Genomic DNA, 22,050 nt, shown 5'->3' with positions numbered 1-22,050 from the left:
AAAACGAGGCTTTGACCGTGATGGGTTTTTCCAGCGGGCTGAGAAGACTTTTGACAAAACTTTTGGCTATCAACGGAACTTCGCTGAGACCTACAAAGCTCGAAAGGATTTCATCAAGAATCCGAAAGTCTATTTTGCATCGCTGATGAAACTGCCAACCAATGAAAAGGCGATTGCTTTTAAAATGATAAAAGAAAGTGGTGTTCCGATGCTGCCCAGCATTCCGGTTTCTCAAGCGCAATTGGCAATGAAAGCTTTTAACCGTCTGCGCCGCGGCGTGGAAGTAGCCACCAAATCAAGTTCCATAGGTATTTAATTTAATTCTAATAGTATGTATGTAGATCATCTCTTTACCGTTCTTTCCATCATTGGGCTGACCAGTGCGTTGTTTTTTAGTGGGTATCAACTTTCCAACTATGCATTTTGGGTAAACAACCTGTTATTGTTTGCATTGGTTTATTTTTTACAAACTTCCAATAATTTGGTTTTGGTATTGTTAAATGTGGTCTGTCCGCTTTTGCTAATCAATACGGCATTATACGTTTTCCTGCATAAAAGGGACAACTCAAAAAATAGTGACCATAGGTACCAAGTTGATTTTAAAACTACCAACGGATATTTCAAACTGGATAATATTAAACGTGGGGCTTCCATCATCGGTTCTGCGGGAAGTGGAAAGACCGAAAGTGTAGTGTATGGGTTCCTGAAACATTTTCGGAAAGAAGGTTTTTGTGGTATCATCCACGACTATAAAGATTTTGAATTGACGGAAATGGCGTATCCACTTTTTAAAGATGGGGATATTCCGTTTAAAGTGATTTCCTTTGATAATATCATCCATCGGGTTAATCCCATTGCTCCACGTTATTTAGAGAATGAGGAAAGCGTGAATGAGGTTTCACGGCTACTTATCGAGAACTTATTAGAACAACGGGAGTCGGGAACGACGGGAACCACTAAATTTTTCAATGATGCTGCGGAAGGCTTGATCGGTGGACTCATTTGGAAACTGAAAACGACCTATCCGAAATTTTGTACTCTTCCGCATTTAATCGCTATTTATCAGTACCTGGACACCGATAGCCTGATCCAGTTTTTGGAAACTAATACCACATCAAGGGCAATGGCAGATGCTTTTATCAGCGGGAAAGATTCGGAGCGGCAAACCGCCGGGGTAAAAAGTACCTTGGCCAATGCACTGAAGCGCATCAGTACCCAACGGATTTTTATGGCATTGTCCGCTGATGAAGTCCCACTCAATATCAATAATGAAGAAAATCCTGCGGTAATTTCAGTCGTAAATAATCCAAAATTTGAAAGTTCGTATTCTCCGGTGATTGCTACCATTGTCCACACGATCACCAAACAAATGAGCGTAAGAAACTCCAAGCCGTCCTTTCTCTTGATGGAAGAAGCGCCTACCATTCGATTATTGAATATGCACCGTATTCCGGCGACACTTCGGAGCTATAATATTTCTACGGTCTATGTAATGCAGGATAAGATCCAAAATGATATGATGTATGGCGATAAGGCGAGCAAGGCGATATTGAGCAATCTTTCCTATCAATTCTTTGGAAAGGTCAACGACCCGGACACCGCGAAATATTATGAACGTTTTTTTGAAATCATTAAAGACCCGACTAAAAGTATAAGCCGTGGCCATAACCTCGATTTTGATACCCGTATAACCACAGGGGAAAAGGAAATTCCAAAAATCAGGGCGGATGTTTTCTTTCGTTTGAAACAGGGGGAGTTTATAACCTATGCTGATGGAGAAGACAAAAAAGTGCAGTTTAAATTAGCCAAGATTAAAAGGGGATTACCAGAGGATTCAAAGCAGTTTTCTCAGGCTGATCTGGAAAAAAATTTTGAGCGGATTTATGAAGAGGCGAGGGCGATATTTCGATAATCAATATAATTCAAATTTAAAATATTATAACTAAAGTTGTCATATTGACTATTTTAGTTTACTTTTGATTGTAGAATAAATTCTCTACAGCTTTTTTAGCAATGGACAATACAATTAGAGTTGAGAGGGCAAAACTTGATATTTCTCAGCAAGATTTAGCGGAAAAGGTAAATGTATCTAGACAAACAATACATTCAATTGAGCGAGGCAAAAAAATACCTTCTGTGGAGTTAGCCATAAGGATTGCTCAATTTTTTAAAGTTTCTGTTGAAGAAATATTTTTAGTAAAATAATTTAAATTTAATTAAGGCATTGAGTATGAATTATCAATTAAGATTTGAAGAACTTGATATAATAGAAGAGACTACGCTTCTTGAAAGAATAAACAAGCAAATATCTACTATCCCTAGACCTACTATGGAATTTATGGAAGGAATAAAATGGGGTGATTATGGAGAGCTTTTTACTCCAGCCTATTGGAAGGTACAGTATTTAATGCATAGTGAAGATGAAAAATTCGATATTAATTATCGTCTAGGTGAGAATATTTTTGAAGAAGTTGTAGCCTGTCTTCTAGGAGGTTTTGGACTCAAATCTGAAATAGGATTAGCTGCTTTTCATAGATTAAAAATGCGAGACCAAATAAAAGAAGCTATAACTCACGAAGAAATACTTATAAGTTTAAAAGAGCCATTTCTTTATAATCAGAAGAAGGTCCATTATAGGTTTCCAAACCAAAAAGCTAAATATATAGCAGAATTTCTGAACAGAAATGATTTAAAATTTATTCCCTTGGATAATGATATTGAATTAAGGAATTGGCTATTATCTATTAATGGTATAGGCCCAAAGACTGCGGCTTGGGTAACGCGTAATTATCTAAACAGTGAGAATGTTGCGATTATTGATATTCATATTTATAGAGCTTGTTTAATTATGGGTCTCTATAATAAATATTATGATATTCAAAAAGATTATGTTAAATTAGAGGAGATTTTCTTAAATTTCTGTAATGAGCTAGGTGTACAACCTTCCAAAATGGATGCACTTATTTGGCTGCAAATGAAAGAAGCTAATCGAAATGTCTTGAAATTAATTAATGATAAAATTTAACTCTTATGTCTGGAAATTCAGGAGGTGATAGTATGCCATCCGTTAATAGACCGAATCAAAATGAAAATTGTGAAGAGCTAGTTATCAATACAAATTTAGCTTCACCACACGCAGAAGTAATAAATAACTTAAGTCAAGGAGACACATTAGAAATTACAATTGCTTCAGATCAAGGACCAATACAGGCAATTGATAAAGATGGTCAGTTAGCGGGAAATATAATTTCCAGAGAACAGGTTAAATTACTCAATTGTATTATAGGTGGAACCGTTTATGAAGCAGAGGTTCTTTCTATAAATGAGGGGCAATGTAATATTCAAATTCGTGCCATATGATTATTATAGGTGGAACTTATTCTGAAATTTGTTTTGAACCTATCTGGGAAAATATTTATGGTTCTGGTTTTCGTGCAGTTAATTTATTGATAGATAATGGTTATTCTCGGGAAATAGACTATTATACCTGTGCAGATTCTGAGATTAAAGCTCATTTACAGTATTACAAAAAACTCAATGTAAATGTCAACTTTCATATAAAGGAAATTAAGAAAAGTCCAGAATTTCACTATGATCATCCATTAAAAACTCCAAGAATTATACCTAGACCTGATGTTTATTGTACTAATAAGGAAGAATTATCTATTGAAGGGACTAATGTTTTGGCCTATGGACTAATAGAGGCGTTAATTAATATAAAGGCAAATGATGTCGTTTACGATCCTCAATCTCCAGTCAATCCTATTTCATTTTCAGCTACTGGATCTACTGCTGATAGGCTTATTACTATTGTAAATTTAGGAGAAGCGGAAAAATTAAGCGGTAAAACAGATATTAGAGATATTAAAGAATATTTTTTTGATTATGAAAAATGTTTCGCTTTAATAATAAAAATGGGAGCTAAAGGAGCTTATCTCTTTGAATCGATTAATGATTCCCCAATCAAAATTCCGGTATTTCAAACAAATAAAGTTTGGCCAATTGGCTCTGGGGACGTATTTTCTGCTTTCTTTGCCAAGAATTGGTTTAGTGGTACTAATCTGGAAGATAGTGCTGTTCTTGCCAGCAAGGCAACCGCTATCTATAGTAATACTAAAGATTTATCCTTAAAAGAAAGACTTGATTCTTTTTCCTTCAATAGCTTATTAATTGATAAAGAACCTGTCGGACAGATATATTTAGCAGGACCTTTTTTTACCTTTAGTGAACGTTGGTTAGTCAATGAAGTATGGAATACTTTTAAATCTATGGGATTGAAAATTTTTTCACCATTTCACGATGTAGGTCACGGTCAAGCGAAAGATGTTGTTAGTAAAGATTTAGAAGGACTGGATAAATCTGAAATAGTCTTTGCTATCATCGATGGGTTGGATTCGGGAACTCTTTTCGAAGTAGGTTATGCAATATGTAAAAAAAAGAAAGTAATTGCTTTTGTACAAAATGAAGGAGAAGAATCATTAAAAATGCTAGAAGGTACAAATTGTATTATTGAGAGAGATTTAACAACTGCTATCTATAAATTATATTGGGAGCTTGCGAAAGAATAATGTAGCAATATTATTGTCAGGAGGTATGGATTCCATTGCTTTAGCATTTTGGAAAAAACCTACTCATTCAATAACTATAGACTATGGTCAGAAAGCAGCTAATGCTGAAATAAAAGCAGCTGCACAAATTTCAAAGTATTTGAATATCGAACACCATATACTAAAAGTAGATTGTTCGGCTCTAGGTTCAGGAGATATGAATGGGAGTAAATCCTTAAGTATCTCACCTATTACCGAATGGTGGCCATATAGAAACCAATTGTTGGTTACTTTAGCTTGTATGAAAGGTGTTAGTTTAGGAATTAAAGAATTGATGATTGGTTCTGTTTCAACTGATGGTGCGCATAAAGATGGAACTAGAATATTTTATGATTATTTATCTAAATTAATAGAATATCAAGAAGGTCAAATAAAAATTACTTGTCCTGCCATTGAAATAAGCACTGTTGAATTGATCAGGAAATCGAAATTACCCTCATCTCTTTTATATTGGGCTCATTCCTGTCATACTTCTAATGAGCCTTGTATGAGTTGTAATGGCTGTAGGAAATATCTTTATACACTTCAAATGTTGGGCTTGGACTAATGAAAAATCCAAAACCTAAAAATAATTATGATCAGTTCTATCCTTTTCACTATCCATCTATTCGAAAAACTAAATTAAATCGATATTTTAAAACAAAAGAAGGTGAATTTTTAGATGTTTTATTGACAAGGAGGTCCTCGCCAGAATTGCAAGATATCTCGCTCGACGATATTACTGAACTGTTATATTTCAGTAATAAAATTCAATCCATAAGTGTTGATGACTCTGGTTTTTTAAGTTCTAAACGAACTGTTCCTTCTGCTGGTGGTCGTCATCCTATAGATATTTTAGTGTCACTTCCTTCAGAAACCACACGCTTTTTACAATATTATAATCCAATAGATCATTCTTTGAATGAACTGTCAATTCCTAGAGAAATACAACAATCTTTTTTTGCAGAAGTAAATGAGAACCTTTCTTTGGGGGATTGTTGTCTAATATGGTTTTCAATTCAAACAAAAAAAACACAATCCAAGTATGAAAATGCTGAAAGTTTGTATTGGAGAGATGCAGGAGCTTTACTTTATTGTATACAAATAATATCAAATTATTTAGGACTTAAAAGTTGTCCGCTCGGCGGGCTGGCAATCAAATCGTTTGATAATCTCTTTCATACAAATAACCTAATTTCAGGTGGAGGAATATTGGTGGGCAAATAATATTAAATTAAAGAATAATCTAATCTGAATCGTTTGCTTTCAACACTTATTAAAGCAAATATATTTTTGTTTAAGGTAACATACATATTCTGTCCCTGACATTCTATTCTAATTTATAGTGTTCTTTAAACTCCTAAAAATTATATAATTCTGATTTCGGAAGGAAATAAAGTAATTAAACCTATAGAGTGTGAATTTTACACTAATGTTTAGATAATTTTTTTGATAAATCTATAATATCAATTTGATAAAGGATAAATATAGTAAATAGACCTAGTAAACCCACTAGAATAAAATAGATAAAACTTATAATCACACGGAGGTTAGATATCTTAAGTTTTATTTTTTTGAAATCATTTTTAAAATCGTCATAAATTATACTGTATAAATTGTGAATGATTTCTTTCTCTTGTTTCACGTCTTTTCTTAAGCACTTAATATTATACGCAGTCATATTAAGAATAAGGAAAGCAATTATTATATAGAGAAAATAAGCTGAAAGAATTAAAATTAATAATGCAGGTTGATCTTTCACTTTATAGCTTGCAAAAATGATTGCGGCAAAGGTTAAAGGGATTGAAATCACTTGCTTTACAGTTAAAGCTATGTTTTTGTCGATGGAATCGAAATACATTCCACGTTCTTCTTTAAATTCAGACTTCACTTTATCAAAAGCAAAATTGAAGCATATATTTCATAATCTCTTTTTGCTAGATTTAAAAGTGTATTATGTTCTTTTATTAAACCTATTTTCTTCTTCAGTAATGTGAACTCCGGTTATTAATACCTCTTTAAAAAACTGTATGAATTCCTTCTTTTTAAAACGGCTAAACAAATTATTTAAGTCAAGTTCTAGAAAAAACTAACCTTTAGTAATGTATAACCTATATTAAATACGTAGGGTGTAAATTAAAGTCTGTCTGAGAAATTTTATATTATTACTCAAACAGAATTAGAATGACACAGGACGAATTAAATAAGATTGAAAAAAAGCACTGTAACAACTTACAACCGGCAAAAGCCTCTTCGGAAAAGATGGGGCTTTTGTACCGCTTCTACAGAATTTTTTGGACAAATTGAAGCTGAAATGGATGGCTATCTTGACCAGGATGAGCGCTCCCATGGAAATAAACGTAATGGCAAGGAGCACAAGAAACTTAAAACAGGGTTCGGCACTTTTGATATTAAGACACCCCAGCACGGTCACAGTAGCTTCGAACGAAGCGCCAGACCAACCTCTCAATCGGCCTCTATGGGCTAGGAATGAGCTACAGGGACATCTGTGGTCATATCAAGGAAATAAATGTACGAAACCGAGACCTCCTTAATGTTCTAACAGAGATTACCGACCGGATCATCTCCTGATATCAAAGCTTGGCAAAACCGTCCCTTAGATCCCCTTTATAGTCGATGGGAAGATAAAACATAGGGCGCTCTACAGTATGTTGGGTATTAACAAATATGGATATAAGGAAATTCTGGGGATGTATATCTCTGAGAGTGAAGGTGCCAATTTCTAGCTTTAGGTACTTACCGACCTTCAAAAACTTGGACTTGAGGATATACTGATTGCCTGTACTGATAACTTTAAAGGGTTTACCGAAGCTATCCTTAGTATTTTCCCGAAAACAGAGATGCAGCTGTGTATAATCCATCAAATAAGAAATTCGATGAAATATGTGGATCTAAGGACCAGAAAGAGTTCATGAGCGACTTAAAAGTGGTCTACCGTGCCACAGTAAAGAAATAGCAGAGGACGAGCTGCTGAACCTAGAAGAAAAATGGGACAAGAAATACCCCGTGGTTATGGAAAGCTGGCAAAACAACTGGGAACACCTATCACAGTACTTCAAATATACCAAGCCCATCCGAAAACTCATTTATACCACCAATGCCGTTGAAGGATTCCATAGACAGGTACGTAAGGTAACCAAGACGAAAGGCGCCTTTCCTGATGATATGGCCCTGCTCAAACTGGTCTACCTGGCTACCAGAATATCATGAAAAAATGGATCACCCCACTGCAAAATTGGAACTTGACAATCCAGTATTATAATTTAAAATTCTATTTGTATGATATTAATACTATCTGCTTCACTACTAACAGGATTATGGTAAAGGCTATAGAGTACGTTCCAAAAATTTCCATCTACAGCTGGACCGTAACCAAATCCTTCAAAATGAGGGCCCAAACCTAATGCATGCCCAACCTCATGTATCACTAAATTTAGCGTGATTTCATTTTGACATTCTGAAGAGTCAATGTGTACGTAAAGAACGGTATTAATGCGACCTGTAGCATCATAGAAAGGATCTTCAACTGCACGGTATTTAATTACATAAGCACCATCATCCACATCTTCTTGGTCTCCTACAATATAAGCATAAGCACCAATAACTATTCCATTAGCATCATACAAACTGCTATTATAAAGTGTGGTACAAATGGCATTACCACTAATATCATAGATTAACTCATCTTCTTGTGCTACAAGACCAATTACAAGGTTATTGTCATCAAAAATATAAGGCGTGCCTTCTAATACCTTACCTACTATATTGCCATCCCCGTCGTAAGCAGATTCAACAAACGGATAATCATAACCAATAATATTTCCTTCTGTATCATATTCTAAATAAATATTCTCGGAAGAGAATTCTGTATTTTCCCCATAGTAAGGATAACTAAATGTACCTATTCCTTCTGATACATGACCACAATCTGTAGCTGGATTAGGTCCTGACGCCGTACCATTACTAAAAATTATCCCTTTGGCAATTTGGTCGTTGGGTGTAGTGGCTATGCTTGTTCTATCAAATAGGGTAAAGCCCAATTTATCTTCAATGGCATCTAATGCTTCAATCTCGAAAGGAACATTATCAAATTTTACTGGTATTAATCCATCATGGTCTATATCCCATCTTTTTAGCTTTCCCTCAGTTAATTCGGCATATCCACATCCTGTATTGTTTACATCATCTTGATAATACCAAGGAAAAGCATAACCAATACTCAAATTGGTTATATTTAAGTTTTGCATAATGCCAGATTCCCCAACAATTTCAGTGTCACCACCAGAATTATTGTTATTATTGTTGTTGTCGTCGTCTCCACAAGAATTTAATGTTAGAATTAAGAGTAGTGCGGACCAAGGGTGTAGTGTTTTGATTTTCATTTGTTTGCCTTTTTAGGTAACTTATATAAAGTTAGTTAATAAAAGATTTATAAATTTAAAAAGTTAAGTTTTTTATAATGATATAATTCTTTTTATATAATTTTTAGAATTATATCATTTTATTTCTATTAAACTCATTAAAGATCTCCAGCCCCTTGGAAGAAACCAATCTGTGAAGAAATAAGGAGTTTAAAAATTTTATAGTGTTTATTGAATTATTAAACCCGTTAAAAAATATGATTCTGGATAAATCATCAAAAGCTTGACAAATTTCTTCTGTATTTAAGTCTATTTTATATAAGCCTTCTCTTTTGCCTTTTTCTATATTCTGAATAAGGAATGGTAAAATAGTTTTAGATTTATATTTTAATAGCTCAAGAAAGATTGTTGAATGGTGTTTTTTTAATTCCATTATAAATGTTGGTGACATTCCAGTAACTGTTGTATTCATAATATCAAAAAAGCCACATAATTCTTTTAAGGCATTTGTATTGCTTTGCTGTTTTATAGCCATCATTTTTTTCAATTCATTGGCTTTTAGCTTCATTACTTGGCACAACAAATCACTCTTATCATTAAAGTACTTATAAATCGTTTTTTTGGAAACCCCACATTTATTTGCAATATCATCCATAGTAATGTGTTGCACCCCATACTTTAAAAACAAACCCAATGATTCTTTAATAATTATGTATTTTTTATCAAAAGCCATACGTTTATATTTTGGAAGCATTGTTTCTTTCGATATAGATTGTTTGTGACGGAAAAGCAAAAGAGATTCCTGCCTGTTCAAAACGTTTGTATATATCCAAACAAATCCGCTGATGTTTATCCATATATGTTTTATAATCATTTCCAGAGACAAAGTACACTACTTCATAATCAATAGATGATGCTCCGAATTGCAGCAAGTGAGAACGGTCAAATATAATTTCGGGGTCTTGTTTTACAATCTCCTCCAATACAGACGGTATTTTTTCTATCAGGTGATAGGAAGTATTGTATTCGACATTTATCTGAAACAACATCCTTCTTTTTGGCATTCGTTGAAAATTGGAAATAACCTGTCCTGTAAGCAGGGTATTAGCAACTATGAGTTGTTGCCCGTTAATACTTGCAAAACGTGTAGTTTTGATGCCTATATTTTCTATTGTCCCGAAATGGGTTCCGAAAGAAATAAAATCGCCTACCTCAAACGGTTTATCAAAAAATATAGCAAAATAGTTGAAAACATCCCCCAATATGTTCTGCGCTGCCAGTGCAATGGCAATCCCTCCAATGCCAAGTCCAGCAATAAACGTTTTGACGTCAACATTACGGTTTTCCAGTACAATCATAAAGCCAGCTATCCATATTATACCCTTAACTATGGACAACATACTTCCTAATTGTATTATACGTCCTTCATTGTCTCCTCTTTTTAACATTACCGTCCTTATCCAATATTCAATAGAAAGGTTGATGACACGAATAACGTAATAGACAATGAAAATCAGTTGTGTCAGATTCAATAAATCCGTGATTCCTTCGGAAAGCCTCAACTGTTTGATAATATTGATATTAACAATCAGATAAATTAATGGGATTAGAAAACGTAACCACACCTCCAGAGAAAGGTCTTCATACGTTTTTTCTGTAATGGACATTATTTTTTTAACCTTGTTATAAAGGTATTTGTGCAATATTCCTATCAACAGTCTCACAAAAACAGCGGCTCCCAAGGCTATCAGATAGCTTTTTACCGTATTTCCTAAATATACCTGTGATAAAAATTCGTCCATTTTGCTATTGTTTTAATTTAATTACTTTTTGTGCGTAGTATTGAAATTGCAATGGAAATGCCCAAAACAGCAGAAATCAGAAATCCGAAAAAGCCCAATACCGGTACCCCATAAATTTTTGGTGGCATATCTGCCATGACCAAAACAGCCGAACCTATTGATAAAGCAGAAATAATGATAGCAAAAACAAGCCGGTCAGCTGTTTTCCGTACTTGATCTAGGCCAGTTATTGCGTGAGTCACTTTTATCTCGTTATTCTGTATTTTATGTAGTACATCTTTAATGTCATCGGGTAACGATAATAAACTCTCTGACGCATTATTGAGTTTGTTAAAGCTTTTGGAAAACCAATATTTAGGCGATATCCTTTTACGAAAAATCTTGTTGGCATAAGGTTGCATAACACTGTACACATCCAAATCGGGATCCAGGTGTCTCCCGATGCCTTCAATTTGAGCGATTCCTTTTAGTAATAGGTAAAAATGTTCAGGTAATGTAATCTGGTTGTCGTGGAACAGCAATCGGAACCTTTCGGCAATTTCTTTTAAATTTATATTTTTCAAAGAGCCCGCATCGGTCATTTCAATTAGTTCACTAACACCTCTTTCCAAAACTCTTTCATTAGTAACAGCATAGCTCAAGGACATTTCTTTAATGGTAGCAATCAGCTTTTTGATATTCTTTTGAGATAGTTGCACAAAAAAATCTTCTAAAAGCTCTCTGTCATTAGGAAGCAATGTTCCCATTGCTCCAAAATCTATGAAAGCAATTTCACCATTATGCGTAACAAATATATTTCCCGGATGTGGGTCTGCGTGAAAAAAACCGTGTTCCAATATTTGCTTCATATAAAGGTCAAATCCTACGACAGCTACTTTTTTAGGTTCAAAACCTGCAACGGTAATTTGGTCTTTATCGGTAATTTTTATACCCTGTATAAATTCCATGCAAAGGATATTGTCGTTTGACAACCCCCTGTAAACTGTTGGGACATATATGTGCGATACTTCCCTGAAATTATGATGAAAACGCTCTATGTTTGCCAACTCGCCAGACAAGGAAAGTTCTCTGTGTATGGAATGGCCAAAGGTGTCCAGTATGTGGGAAAGATTCATTTTTTTGTACTTTTGGTCATAGTTTTCCAATATTTCGACCAAATCTTTCATAATCAACAAATCGGATTCTAGGATTTCCTTTATGTTTTCCCTTCTGATTTTTAAGGCTACTTTTTCTCCATTTTTTAAAACCGCCGTAAAAACCTGTGCCATAGAAGCCGAAGCCAATGGTTTTTCATCAATGTATTCAAAATAATCATTAGGAATAATGTTTAGTTCAACCTCTAGTTTTTCTCTTATGTTTATAGGTTGCTGACCTACCTTATCCTGTAATTTTTGCAATTCGATAATCAGTTCTTTCGGAAACAAATCGGTCCTGTTGCTGAACATTTGCCCAAACTTGACATAGGTTGGACCAAGTTCTTCCATTACCATACGGATACGTTCGTAAACCGACGAAGAAGAAATTCTTTCTATCTGCTGATTTTTTTCCTTTACACTTTGCGGAATTATCTTTTGTATATTACTTCGATCAAAGATGTCCTCAAATCCGTATTTGGTAAGTACCCTTAACAGTTTCCCTGTTCTTTTTAGTTTTTTACTATTATTCGTTTCCATTGATCCATATTTTTCTTAAAAGAAGTTCATGAAATTAGGTTTGATTATGATTCCGAATCTTACGAAACTAGTCTTCTTATCATAATCCAAGAGTCCTTCTCCGTATCCATGATACCATTGCAGCATAAAATATTGGTTTGCCGATTTAAATGGACTATAAACCAACTGTACCTGTACAGCTCCTTTCCAATCCCAATTGGCTCCTTTTTTCAGTAACACGTCAGTATACAGTTTTTCCTTTTTTAAAACATAAGTCATACCTACATCAGCAAAACCTACATAATCAAGTAAATCAGAATTTTCGTCGGCTACTGCAAAAGGAATTAGAACTTTTGTTTTAAGAAACACCCTGTCGTTAAGTTCTGTCCTCCAATTGAGAGAAACAAAATTCCAACTTCTTGAGGTTATACTGTCTCTTCCATTAGATTCGTGTTCCAACATAACCGAATAATAGCCTATTCTACCCTTTTTGCTGGTGTAAGGGCGCATCAAACCTATTCCAGGATTAAAATTAATATCCTCAAAAGGGCTGGATTCCTTGTAAACCTTCCAAAATGATTTTTGGGTATAGGTAATAAAGGCATAAGCATTATCAAAAACCGGTTTTCGTGATAATAAATGCTTAATACTGATTTGGTATTTTACATCGGAATTCTGCGTTGAGGGCGACTCCTTAAGGGTTGTTCCTGTTACAAAATAATTATCTCTGTATATGCTGAAATTTGGCTGGCTCAAAAGAAGATCGGTAGCTGTTGGCTTTACAATTGAATCGTTTACCTGGGATCTACCTATATTGTTCGACAAAATGACTAACATGCAAATTATATATTTAACCATTGTTCTTTTAAGGACTTCTGTTTCATTCTTTTTTTTGATTCAAATGAGGTTGAAATTTTTAGAAGGCTCATAATAAAAATTCCGTAGGCTGGCATTTTCTGTCTGGGTATAAAATCACCTTTATAGCAACTACTAGTGGCAAAACCTAATGAAACCAAAAACTGGTCAGGTCATAAAAATTCAATGACCAGTAAAAACCAAACAGCCTTCCTTATTTTTTCTTTTCCAGCTCTGCAATCCTTTTTTGGTGGTAGGCAATCTCCTTTTCTAATACATCTTTGCGGCGATGCTCTACGTTTTTCTTTATTTGCTCTGATTTTTCTTCCAAATCTGTTTTGTAATCGTCCAGTTTATTTTCTGCTTCATCTACCCATAATTGGAATTTAGTTTTCTGCATTTCGATTTCTTCTTCGGCTTTGGTTAAAAGCTCGGTTCTTTTTTCTTTCAGCTCTGCCAGTTTAGCATTCCATTTTTCTTTGTTTTCTTCAGAAGCTTTTTCAATTTTTTCTTCAAAACTGTCAATATCCTTATCAATATCCTCTATTACCTCTTTGAAATAATCTACGGCTTCTTTTATATTGGCATTAGATTTGTCTGAAAACCTATTAAATCCGGTTTCTACTCGAAGAAGTAATTCTAGATAATCTTCTTTCAAGTCCCTCGTTTCATTTTTTATTTCTTCATTTACGTCTTCTCTCCAGTCTGCAAAACGAGTTTTGAGGTTTTCGAACCATGCAGAAGTTTTTTTCCTTTGTGCTTCTGTTTTTTCTTTGATGTCCGATTTAAGTTTTTCGTGTCTGCTTTTCAGCTCCTCTAAACGGGTATTGAGTTCTTCTTTCATCTCATCGCCCTCTTTTTGAAGCTCTTCTCTGGTCTGTTGTATTTCCTGATTAATTTCTTCCTGTTCGGCAATAATGTATTTATCTATTTCCTCGGATACATTCCATCTTTTGATTTTCACATTAAAAGGCTGCAAGGTGGTGTTAAGAGGTGTTTCCCAATACTCATCGATATGGGCAACAATGGCCGTTTTTCCAACTGGAATATTTTTCTTGGCTTTTTCTAAAAAATTTGAATATCTCCCATATCTAATGTAATCTCCTATACCTCCTGCCAAACTGCCTGCCGTTATTCCTATAAGAATCCCTACTGGGCCGCCTAGAATCCCGATAATGCTTCCGGCCAATGCCCCGGTCGCCGTATAAGGAATTTCTTCGTTTTGGGCATTTTTAATAGAAAACTCTCCGTTTTCGGCTTTGCCAAGTACATAAAACTCGGAGATAGAAATATCTCCACCTTCCGCCAACTTGTTAATGGCTTGCGATGCCTTAAAGGCTTCCTCTTCTGAATTGAAAAGGATTGTAATTATTTTTTCCATTTTTATTGTTTTTGTTTAATTAATTGTGTTTTATTATTGAAGTATATACAAATCCGCTTTTATATATTCTTAATAGTAATTCTCACTATGTTTTTTAATTTTTCGTGCCTGGAAAGAAAATATGATATTATAAATTCCGAAAACCAGTAGTCCGAATCCTGTCCAATAAACCACTGTTAAACCTGCAAAAAGTGGGTTCCAAAGCAATACAAAAGAAAAAAGGATTCCCAATATTCCTAAAACAAGTAAATAACCCGATCCCAAACCCAGTCCTAATGATGTGCCGACTGCAAGAATTGAACGGAACAAAAGCCATAAGCCAATATATATCGGAAAAACGATTAACGAAACTTCAGGCTTTGAAAGCAATAATATACCTATGATGGCATTGGCAATACCTCCTACAAGGTTCCACACCCAGCCATATAAATTTTTACGGTTGGTAACGGAATAAAAAATTTCGAATATTCCAGATACTAGAAAACTAATACTGAAAAGTAAAGTGAGGGTTAGATAGGATTCCGCCGGAGTGCGAAAAACCCATATCCCAACCCCAACGAATAATAATCCGATAATTAACGGAATATACCAGTGCTTGGTCAAATTATAAAGTGTTGTCTCCATATTATTATAGTTTTAAAGCAATTTGCCTACCTTGTAATACAGTTTTCGGCTATTCTGTTTCTAATAGTTACCAATTGTTTTTTTGTATTTAGCCTCGCTTATTTTATACTCTGTATTGGCATCAATTAGGTTGGCATATGCTTGTTGCCACAATACTTGTGCTTCGAGGACATCATTGCCCACAACTGTCTCCGCATCAAACCTATCCTGGTTTAAGCGTAGGTTTTCTTCTGCCTGTTGTAATGATTTTTTAGCAAGGTTTATACGTTTTACAGATTGATTAAGCTATAACCAGGCATTCTGCTCTTCCATAGACTTGGTTGCAAAATTGCTCAAGGCGATTACCGTTCCTGATTTTTTGTGGCTTTAGCCACTAGTTTTTCCCCTTCAGAGCAGATACCCTGTGCACCTACGCAAGATGTTATAACTGGAAACGACAAGTCAACTCCCATTACACGGGTTTTTTGATCATGTTCATTACCCAAATCTGCTACTCTAGGAATTACACCTAACTCATCAAATGCAAGTACATTATTGTCACGTGTCAATCCTTTTTCCATTCCTGCATAGAGTGCAGAATAAATTGCCTTGGGAAGTTTCTTTTGTGTAATGCGATGAGCTGCCGCAACACTTGTGATTGTCTTTGCCATACCTTTCCTGAAAAATTTGGTTTATATAACAAATGTTCAAAATAGAGTTACGGAGGACAAGGTCTATAATCGGATTATTCTGGTCGAAATCCGATTTTTTTTAGATAAATATGAATTAAACTTTATTTTTTATATTGATTACGAAAAAAATTAGGGGATATTTTCATTTTTTTCTTAAAGAACTTCCCAAAAAAAGACTGATCACTGAAATGTAACATATCAGCAATTTGCGCAATTGTTAAGGAATTATCCATAAGTAATTTTCGAGCTTCCATAATAACAGCTTCTTCAATAATTTCTTTGGTAGTCATACGTGAAGCTTCTTTAAGTATCTTGGTAAGATAATCAGGAGTAACACAGAGTTTATCTGCGTAAAACTGAACTTGGCGTTCTTTCCTAGAGTATTGATGAAGATAATGTAGAAATTCTTTTAAAAGTGCTTGTTTACGTGAACTTTTAGTCTCTACATTTTTCATTTCAACTCTATAAAAAGCCATCATTTCTAAAACAAGAGCATTGAAATAATGTAATATTCTTTCCTTTTTGTAATATTCCTCATCGCCACTATTGAGTCTATAAAGTTTCTCCGCCAATTGATAAAATATTTCTCTTTTTTTTATTGATAGAGGTATAACAGATATCGTCTTTCCAGAAAAGAATCGTATTACATTGATATCACTATAGTTCCAAAGTGTTTTTAATGTAAAATCTTCTGAAAAAACAATCGATATACATTGTACATGTTCTATAATTTTAATTATATGTATAATTGACTCCGGGGAAAAGAAAACGACATCATTTTCCTGAATAATATATTCTTCAAAATCAATCTGCATTTTTAATTTCCCTCGGGTTAAGAGCATAATACCATTATTGTCATAACGGAAGGGATTTTCAGAAATTATTTCTTGTTTGAAATATACGTGTATATCCTCTTGTTGCTCGTCTTCCTGAAGAACATTTAAAATATCTTTAAGACTATGGTATTGTATTGTTGGGAAATTGGTCAATTTCAGTACATCTTTAACTTATGTAAAGATATACTAACTAATTAAAAAAATAGTATTTTGAAGTGATTTGATGTTTTCAAGCAGATAAAATTGCTTTTTTAGTTGAATTTATATCATTTTACTTTGTTGAATATTACCATTAAATTTATTCTTTAAAATATTCATATCCTCACTTATTTTCTTTTAAACCACTCCGGCATGGACCTTTGTGGTAGAAATTTATTATGACCAAGGAGCTTTGAAACCGGTTGGATTGGTACTCCGTTGTTTAAAGTAATCGTTGTTGCAAAAGTATGGCTGGTTATATTGAAAGTGAGAGGCTTTTTTATTTTTAGTTTTTCTGACACATTTTTTAATCTACGGATTCATTTTTTGGTTGGAATATAATGGCAGTAATTTGCCTGTTTTAATACATTTAAGATATTTCTTGTATTTTTCTAAAATATTGATTTAGAGAAAATCTTGCGTGGATTTATAAGTAAGTTCAATATTCCAATAATATTTTTGATAAATACAATTTAAAATCGCGCAATAGATGAAGATATTATTAATAACGACTGATTCAGTCAATTAAAGAGCATACTCCGGTATATGGAATTATTCCGAATATTAATAGAATCCAATTAACGAAATAAAAAAATCATTTGTACCTTTGGAAATAATTTATTTCGTAATTAATAAACAATTGTTTTTCAGTAATTTAGGGTATGATTGATTTTGATATAATAGAAAATTTAGGCTTGGAAAAGGCTATCTCTGTTACGTCTGAATCTGATCAAGTGTCAGATAGTCAATTAAATGTAATTAATCAAGTTAAAGATTTTGGTATTGATGAAATTTATTTCAGTACTGACGAAAACCACAATAGTTATCCTGCGGTTTTTATAAAGAAGGTTCAAAAGTTTGATGACTTAGCTCTTCGAAAAATAGCTATAGCACAAAAAAAAATTTGGAACTTCAAAAAGGTTATTTTTCTTTATGTGTACTCAGAAACTGAGATTCGTATCTACAATTGCGCCGAAAAGCCTTTGTTGATAAAGTCCAATGATTTTAATTACAAAAAGGAACTAAAGGCACTTGAAATAGAGTCTTACAAGTTATCTGATAAAAATAAATTAAAGCAACTTCAGAATCTTTTTTCAACCATCGCTATTGATACTGGGATAATATGGACGTTGAAAGAAGCTCACGAAATTCGAAAAAAAATAAGTCTTCAGCGCAGGGTTGATAAGTATCTTGTTGAGAGTCTTACGCAAACGACAAGACAATTGCAATCAGAAGGCTTAGAAATCAACCTTATCCATAAATTAATAATGCGTTCCTTATTTCTTCTATACCTAGAAGATAGAGGAGCGACCGATGAGAAATTTTACTCTGAAATAAAAAAAGGAGCTCAAACTTATTTCGATATTCTGGACGATGCGGATAAAACGTATTCTCTTTTTCAGAAGTTAGAAGAATATTTCAATGGTAACGTTTTTACCGTTGATACTAATGAGGAGATTTCTAGAGAGAATTTACAACTAATTAAAAAATGTTTTATTAGTGGTAATGATAATTCTTTGCAACAAAATCTTTTCGAAGATTGGCGTCTTTTCGATTTTAGTATTATCCAAATAGAATTACTCAGCGAGATTTACGAAAATTTTCTTGCTGAGATAAATCCTACTTTAAAACAAGATACGGGTACTTATTATACACCACCTTCTCTAGTTGAATTAATACTTAATGAAAAATTACCAATTTCTAGAGTAGAAAAAAAATATGAAGTTAAGGTTCTAGATCCATCGTGTGGTTCCGGTATTTTCTTAGTAGAGAGTTTTAAGCGTTTGGTAAAGCGATATGAAAATGCACATTCTGAAAAGCTTACCGACTTTAATAAATTGAAGCAGTTACTTATTGATAATATTTATGGGGTTGAAATACATCCTCAATCAATTAAAGTAGCAGCGTTCAGTCTATATTTAGCTTTAGTAGATAATTTAAATCCAAAGACAATTTGGCAAAATAAAGATTATCGATTGCCTTATCTAATAAACGACCCTTCTGATGATACTTTGGTTGAACAAGGAAGTAATTTGTTTAGAAATGATACAATAAGCCACAATCCAGAAATAGAAGAAATTGATTTTGATTTAGTAGTAGGCAACCCACCTTTTGGTACGAAAAATTTACTTCAGTCAATCCGGGATTATAGTGATCAATATGGGTTTGCAAAAGAAATGGTACTTCCATTTCTTCATAAGGCGACTGAATTTTCAAAAACTGGAGAAATTGCCTTGATTTTTAACACTAAGGTTCTCACTAATAATGCAAGTACATATCAAGCATTTAGGAAGTGGTTGTTCAATGAGTGTTATGTTGAGAAAATATATAATTTTTCTATTCTAAGAAAAGCTCCTAAAAATTTTGGGGGACAGTTGTTTGGTTCTGCTACGGGACCAATTAGTATTTTATTTTATAGAAAAAAAGCACTTAAAGAAGATTCTAAGACGATTGTTTACTACGCTCCCAAAACTTATATTAAATCTAATGTTATAGAAGGTGTTAATATCGATGGCACTGATCTGAAATTTCTTCCAAGAGAGGAATGTAAGAATCCGGCAACCAAAATTTGGAAGACAGGTATGTGGGGCGGAATGAGAGATTTTGAAATCATTAAAAAAATATCCTCGAACATAGAATCATATAACAGCTATTTTAATAGTTCAAATTCTTGGAATCCCCCAAGAGCAGGAATAAATGGAGATAAAGAACATCAGGATTTTATTCCAAGTGAAGTGATAAATTCAAGATTAATCCAAAGATTTTATACACCTAAAATAGCATCGGAAGAAAATGTAAAATATTTTAGAAATATTGATGAGCGAATTTTTGACCCTCCTTTTGTTATTTTAAAAAAAGGACAAAAGAATAGAAAGATTACTGCCTCTTACATCGATTATTTATCTTTTTGTACAACCGCTTGCTATATATTTAATGGGGATGTTGATGCAAATAAAAAGAAAGCACTGGTAAGTATATTTAATTCGAAAATCACAACATATATACTCTTTATGATTAGCTCTTCTTGGGGAATTGAGAGAGAGCAAATTTTTATGGATGAAGTGATGGATACCCCTGCAATTATAAAATTACTTAATGATAAGAGTACCAATAAAATCAATAAATATTTTGATAAAATTGTGAATGGAATTAAGTCTGATTTTATGAAAAAGGATAATTCTAATTTAGAAAAAAAAATTGATAATATTCTTCTTAAGGAAGTTCTTGGTATGTCAGAAAGAGAAATGATTATTATTAATGATACTCTTGATTATAGCCTGGATTTATTTGAAAACAAACAAAAATCTCAAGCTTTACTACCAGTTGTAAATGTTAGTGATTATGCAACCCGAATCAGTTCTGAGTTAAATGAATTTCTTGAGAATCAAAATTTGGCCTGTAATGCTTCAATATTTAAGATGGCACATTTTTCTCCATTAATGATGATTAAGCTTTCTTTTAGCTCTGAGAAGTCTGAATTAATAATCTCTAAGGAAGACTTGAATGATGAATTAAAAAGTTTGGATAAAATTCTTTGGCAAAAAAAGGCTACTAATATATATTTTAGAAAAAAGTTAAATTATAAAAGAGATAATGAGATTTTTATTATTCGTCCTAACCAGAGAAGGTTCTGGACACAATCGATGGCGATTGAAGATGCTTCTGAATTAGTACTGGAAATTCTTAATGAAGTTTAATCAATGGGACTGAACAAATTAATAGTTGCCGGTTTCAAAAGATCTTTTGAAGAAAAATGCTTACAGCTAATAACGCAATCTTACTTTACAGCTATAGAAACCAAGATAATCAAAATTAATTGGGACGAAAATGATATTACTTCGGAACTTCATACAAACATAAGCCAAAACCCTTTAAGACTAAAGTGGAGTATTATTACTAATGTTGAACAACACTTACCCAAAAAGGAGATAATTAAGGAAAAAGGATTCGCAGCAAAACTTCCACGTATTGACCTTAGATTGGCAACCATAAATTCATCCCTAGAGTATGTATATCATATGGAAGCTAAAAACCTTAAAGAAACCGATTCTAGCTTAAAACGCCGATATATAGATACTGGTATTAACAATTTTGTATCGCATAAATATGAAGACGGTTGTTTACTAGGTTACTTGCTTGAAGGCGACTTAATCAAAACCATTGATGGAGTAAATAAGCTTTTGAAAAAAGATAAGAGGGATTCAGAAAGTTTAAAATCTAAAATAAATTCTTTACACCATTCATACTATGAATCGAAACACAGGGAAGATTTAATAATTAAACATCTTATATTTGATTTTTCTTTTTTGAATAGTGCTTAAACTGCCAACTATATAGCGACGCGTTATGATTAACCTTCAATACAAAGTTAATTTGGGTTGTTGATAAACCTATTCGAGATCTTTAATTTTAAATTCCTTTCCCCATTCTTTTCATTGAGCTCTAAAACCGCCCTGCGGTCATTACTTATCGAAAATTTTGGCAGTACATAAACCAGTTTTACAGTTTCGTTTTCTTTTACTTTTGACGGTAAATTATAGTTGAAAACCGGTTCTTGATAAAGCCGTTGTAAAGACTTCTTTTTGCCCTTTTTTCTGGTCTCCACCGATAATTTCAGAAAGTTGAGGTCATAATCCAATGAAGATTTGTTTTCAATTTGAATCACGAAATAAAGCTCTTTCTTATCAAAAACAATATTCTCAATACTCAAAACGATGCCTTCGTTCCGTTTTTTGAGTCGACCAATGCGTTGTTTTCGATCAACTAGATAAGAACAAAATTTATTGTAATAGTAGGTGCTGTTATCTGTTTTGACTTCACGTTCAATAACAATGGTTGAATCAAGAGCAATAGGTTTTTCATTACCGATGCTTTTAGACGTCGGTATAAAGTAATTCAGCCGATCCAGCTTTTTCTTATAGGTTACGATATACGAAAAAACAGTCCCGTTTTTGCCTACTACCAAAAGATTGCTTTCTTTCCCGGGCTTTGCCTGAAGCAAACCGAAATATTGCCCTTTCTCACGATTATAGGTGAAGACAAAGTTTTCAGATCCTGTTATT

At 33.5% G+C, this 22,050-nt stretch carries 23 protein-coding genes and 1 pseudogene; 13 read left to right on the top strand and 11 right to left on the bottom strand.

What is annotated here, in order from left to right; translation table 11 throughout:
• The 8 genes from AC13DP_RS09135 to AC13DP_RS09100 form a co-directional block, all read left to right on the top strand.
• On the top strand, positions 1–316 hold a 316-nt coding region (locus AC13DP_RS09135; RefSeq protein WP_483067642.1), incomplete at its 5' end, for a DUF5712 family protein.
• A 15-nt stretch (positions 317–331) separates the two neighbouring features.
• Positions 332–1,912: a type IV secretory system conjugative DNA transfer family protein gene (locus tag AC13DP_RS09130; RefSeq protein WP_347406307.1), complete on the top strand. Its 1,581-nt coding sequence runs from the start codon at positions 332–334 to the stop codon at positions 1,910–1,912.
• A gap of 101 nt (positions 1,913–2,013) precedes the next feature.
• The gene (locus AC13DP_RS09125; protein WP_150546491.1) at positions 2,014–2,205 is read left to right on the top strand and encodes a helix-turn-helix transcriptional regulator; all 192 of its coding nucleotides are present in this window, start codon (positions 2,014–2,016) and stop codon (positions 2,203–2,205) included.
• Between the two features lie 25 nt (positions 2,206–2,230).
• Positions 2,231–3,025 carry an 8-oxoguanine DNA glycosylase gene (locus AC13DP_RS09120; RefSeq protein WP_347406308.1) on the top strand — a complete coding sequence of 265 codons (795 nt, stop codon included), beginning with the start codon at positions 2,231–2,233 and terminating at the stop codon, positions 3,023–3,025.
• 5 nt (positions 3,026–3,030) lie between these two features.
• The gene (locus AC13DP_RS09115) at positions 3,031–3,360 is read left to right on the top strand and encodes a hypothetical protein (protein ID WP_347406309.1); all 330 of its coding nucleotides are present in this window, start codon (positions 3,031–3,033) and stop codon (positions 3,358–3,360) included.
• Complete coding sequence (locus AC13DP_RS09110) at positions 3,357–4,568, top strand: PfkB family carbohydrate kinase (protein WP_347406310.1); 1,212 nt, start codon at positions 3,357–3,359, stop codon at positions 4,566–4,568. The genes AC13DP_RS09115 and AC13DP_RS09110 overlap by 4 nt, the downstream gene beginning before the upstream one ends.
• On the top strand, positions 4,555–5,154 hold the full coding sequence (locus AC13DP_RS09105; RefSeq protein ID WP_347406311.1) for a 7-cyano-7-deazaguanine synthase: 600 nt from the start codon (positions 4,555–4,557) through the stop codon (positions 5,152–5,154). Before AC13DP_RS09110 ends, AC13DP_RS09105 begins: the two co-directional genes overlap by 14 nt.
• Positions 5,154–5,813 carry a nitroreductase family protein gene (locus tag AC13DP_RS09100; RefSeq protein ID WP_347406312.1) on the top strand — a complete coding sequence of 220 codons (660 nt, stop codon included), beginning with the start codon at positions 5,154–5,156 and terminating at the stop codon, positions 5,811–5,813. The genes AC13DP_RS09105 and AC13DP_RS09100 overlap by 1 nt, the downstream gene beginning before the upstream one ends.
• Positions 5,814–6,015: 202 nt before the next feature.
• Here the strand turns inward: AC13DP_RS09100 and AC13DP_RS09095 are convergent, their stop codons facing one another.
• Positions 6,016–6,477: a hypothetical protein gene (locus tag AC13DP_RS09095; RefSeq protein WP_347406313.1), complete on the bottom strand. Its 462-nt coding sequence runs from the start codon at positions 6,475–6,477 to the stop codon at positions 6,016–6,018.
• Between the two features lie 318 nt (positions 6,478–6,795).
• On the opposite strand from AC13DP_RS09095, the gene AC13DP_RS09090 reads away from it, so the two are divergent.
• From AC13DP_RS09090 to AC13DP_RS09080, 3 genes and pseudogenes are all read left to right on the top strand, one after another.
• A complete protein-coding gene (locus AC13DP_RS09090) occupies positions 6,796–7,074 on the top strand; it encodes a transposase (RefSeq protein ID WP_483067641.1) in 279 nt (92 codons plus the stop codon).
• A gap of 277 nt (positions 7,075–7,351) precedes the next feature.
• Positions 7,352–7,522 (top strand): annotated as a pseudogene (locus tag AC13DP_RS09085) (transposase); the annotation flags it as partial.
• 37 nt (positions 7,523–7,559) lie between these two features.
• Positions 7,560–7,817 (top strand): transposase, encoded by a 258-nt coding sequence (locus AC13DP_RS09080; RefSeq protein ID WP_483067643.1) that lies wholly within the window; start codon positions 7,560–7,562, stop codon positions 7,815–7,817.
• A 53-nt stretch (positions 7,818–7,870) separates the two neighbouring features.
• Here the strand turns inward: AC13DP_RS09080 and AC13DP_RS09075 are convergent, their stop codons facing one another.
• The 9 genes from AC13DP_RS09075 to AC13DP_RS09035 form a co-directional block, all read right to left on the bottom strand.
• The gene (locus tag AC13DP_RS09075) at positions 7,871–8,854 is read right to left on the bottom strand and encodes a hypothetical protein (RefSeq protein WP_483067640.1); all 984 of its coding nucleotides are present in this window, start codon (positions 8,852–8,854) and stop codon (positions 7,871–7,873) included.
• Positions 8,855–9,098: 244 nt separating this feature from the next.
• The gene (locus tag AC13DP_RS09070) at positions 9,099–9,701 is read right to left on the bottom strand and encodes a TetR/AcrR family transcriptional regulator (protein WP_347406315.1); all 603 of its coding nucleotides are present in this window, start codon (positions 9,699–9,701) and stop codon (positions 9,099–9,101) included.
• A 4-nt stretch (positions 9,702–9,705) separates the two neighbouring features.
• On the bottom strand, positions 9,706–10,770 hold the full coding sequence (locus tag AC13DP_RS09065) for a mechanosensitive ion channel family protein (protein WP_347406316.1): 1,065 nt from the start codon (positions 10,768–10,770) through the stop codon (positions 9,706–9,708).
• Between the two features lie 17 nt (positions 10,771–10,787).
• Entirely contained in the window at positions 10,788–12,443 is a 1,656-nt protein-coding gene (locus AC13DP_RS09060) for an ABC1 kinase family protein (protein WP_347406317.1), read from the bottom strand.
• Positions 12,444–12,458: 15 nt separating this feature from the next.
• The gene (locus AC13DP_RS09055) at positions 12,459–13,259 is read right to left on the bottom strand and encodes a phospholipase A (RefSeq protein WP_347406318.1); all 801 of its coding nucleotides are present in this window, start codon (positions 13,257–13,259) and stop codon (positions 12,459–12,461) included.
• A gap of 232 nt (positions 13,260–13,491) precedes the next feature.
• Positions 13,492–14,658, bottom strand: coding sequence for a hypothetical protein (locus tag AC13DP_RS09050; protein ID WP_347406319.1), 1,167 nt, complete (start codon positions 14,656–14,658; stop codon positions 13,492–13,494).
• A gap of 69 nt (positions 14,659–14,727) precedes the next feature.
• A complete protein-coding gene (locus AC13DP_RS09045) occupies positions 14,728–15,282 on the bottom strand; it encodes an HdeD family acid-resistance protein (RefSeq protein ID WP_347406320.1) in 555 nt (184 codons plus the stop codon).
• 341 nt (positions 15,283–15,623) lie between these two features.
• Entirely contained in the window at positions 15,624–15,932 is a 309-nt protein-coding gene (locus AC13DP_RS09040) for an alpha-hydroxy-acid oxidizing protein (RefSeq protein WP_347406321.1), read from the bottom strand.
• 122 nt (positions 15,933–16,054) lie between these two features.
• Positions 16,055–16,942 carry a helix-turn-helix domain-containing protein gene (locus tag AC13DP_RS09035; protein WP_483067639.1) on the bottom strand — a complete coding sequence of 296 codons (888 nt, stop codon included), beginning with the start codon at positions 16,940–16,942 and terminating at the stop codon, positions 16,055–16,057.
• Between the two features lie 707 nt (positions 16,943–17,649).
• Between AC13DP_RS09035 and AC13DP_RS09030 the strand changes: the two genes are divergently transcribed.
• Both AC13DP_RS09030 and AC13DP_RS09025 read left to right on the top strand, forming a co-directional pair.
• Entirely contained in the window at positions 17,650–20,685 is a 3,036-nt protein-coding gene (locus tag AC13DP_RS09030) for an HsdM family class I SAM-dependent methyltransferase (RefSeq protein WP_347405957.1), read from the top strand.
• A gap of 3 nt (positions 20,686–20,688) precedes the next feature.
• Positions 20,689–21,309 carry a hypothetical protein gene (locus AC13DP_RS09025; protein WP_483067638.1) on the top strand — a complete coding sequence of 207 codons (621 nt, stop codon included), beginning with the start codon at positions 20,689–20,691 and terminating at the stop codon, positions 21,307–21,309.
• A 47-nt stretch (positions 21,310–21,356) separates the two neighbouring features.
• Here AC13DP_RS09025 and AC13DP_RS09020 read toward each other — a convergent pair.
• On the bottom strand, positions 21,357–22,050 hold a 694-nt coding region (locus tag AC13DP_RS09020; RefSeq protein ID WP_483067637.1), incomplete at its 5' end, for a DUF4138 domain-containing protein.

The organism is Zunongwangia sp. L-65, from assembly GCF_056859415.1.
Note: the sequence above shows the minus strand (reverse complement) of the source record. Positions and strands in the feature narration are given on the sequence as shown.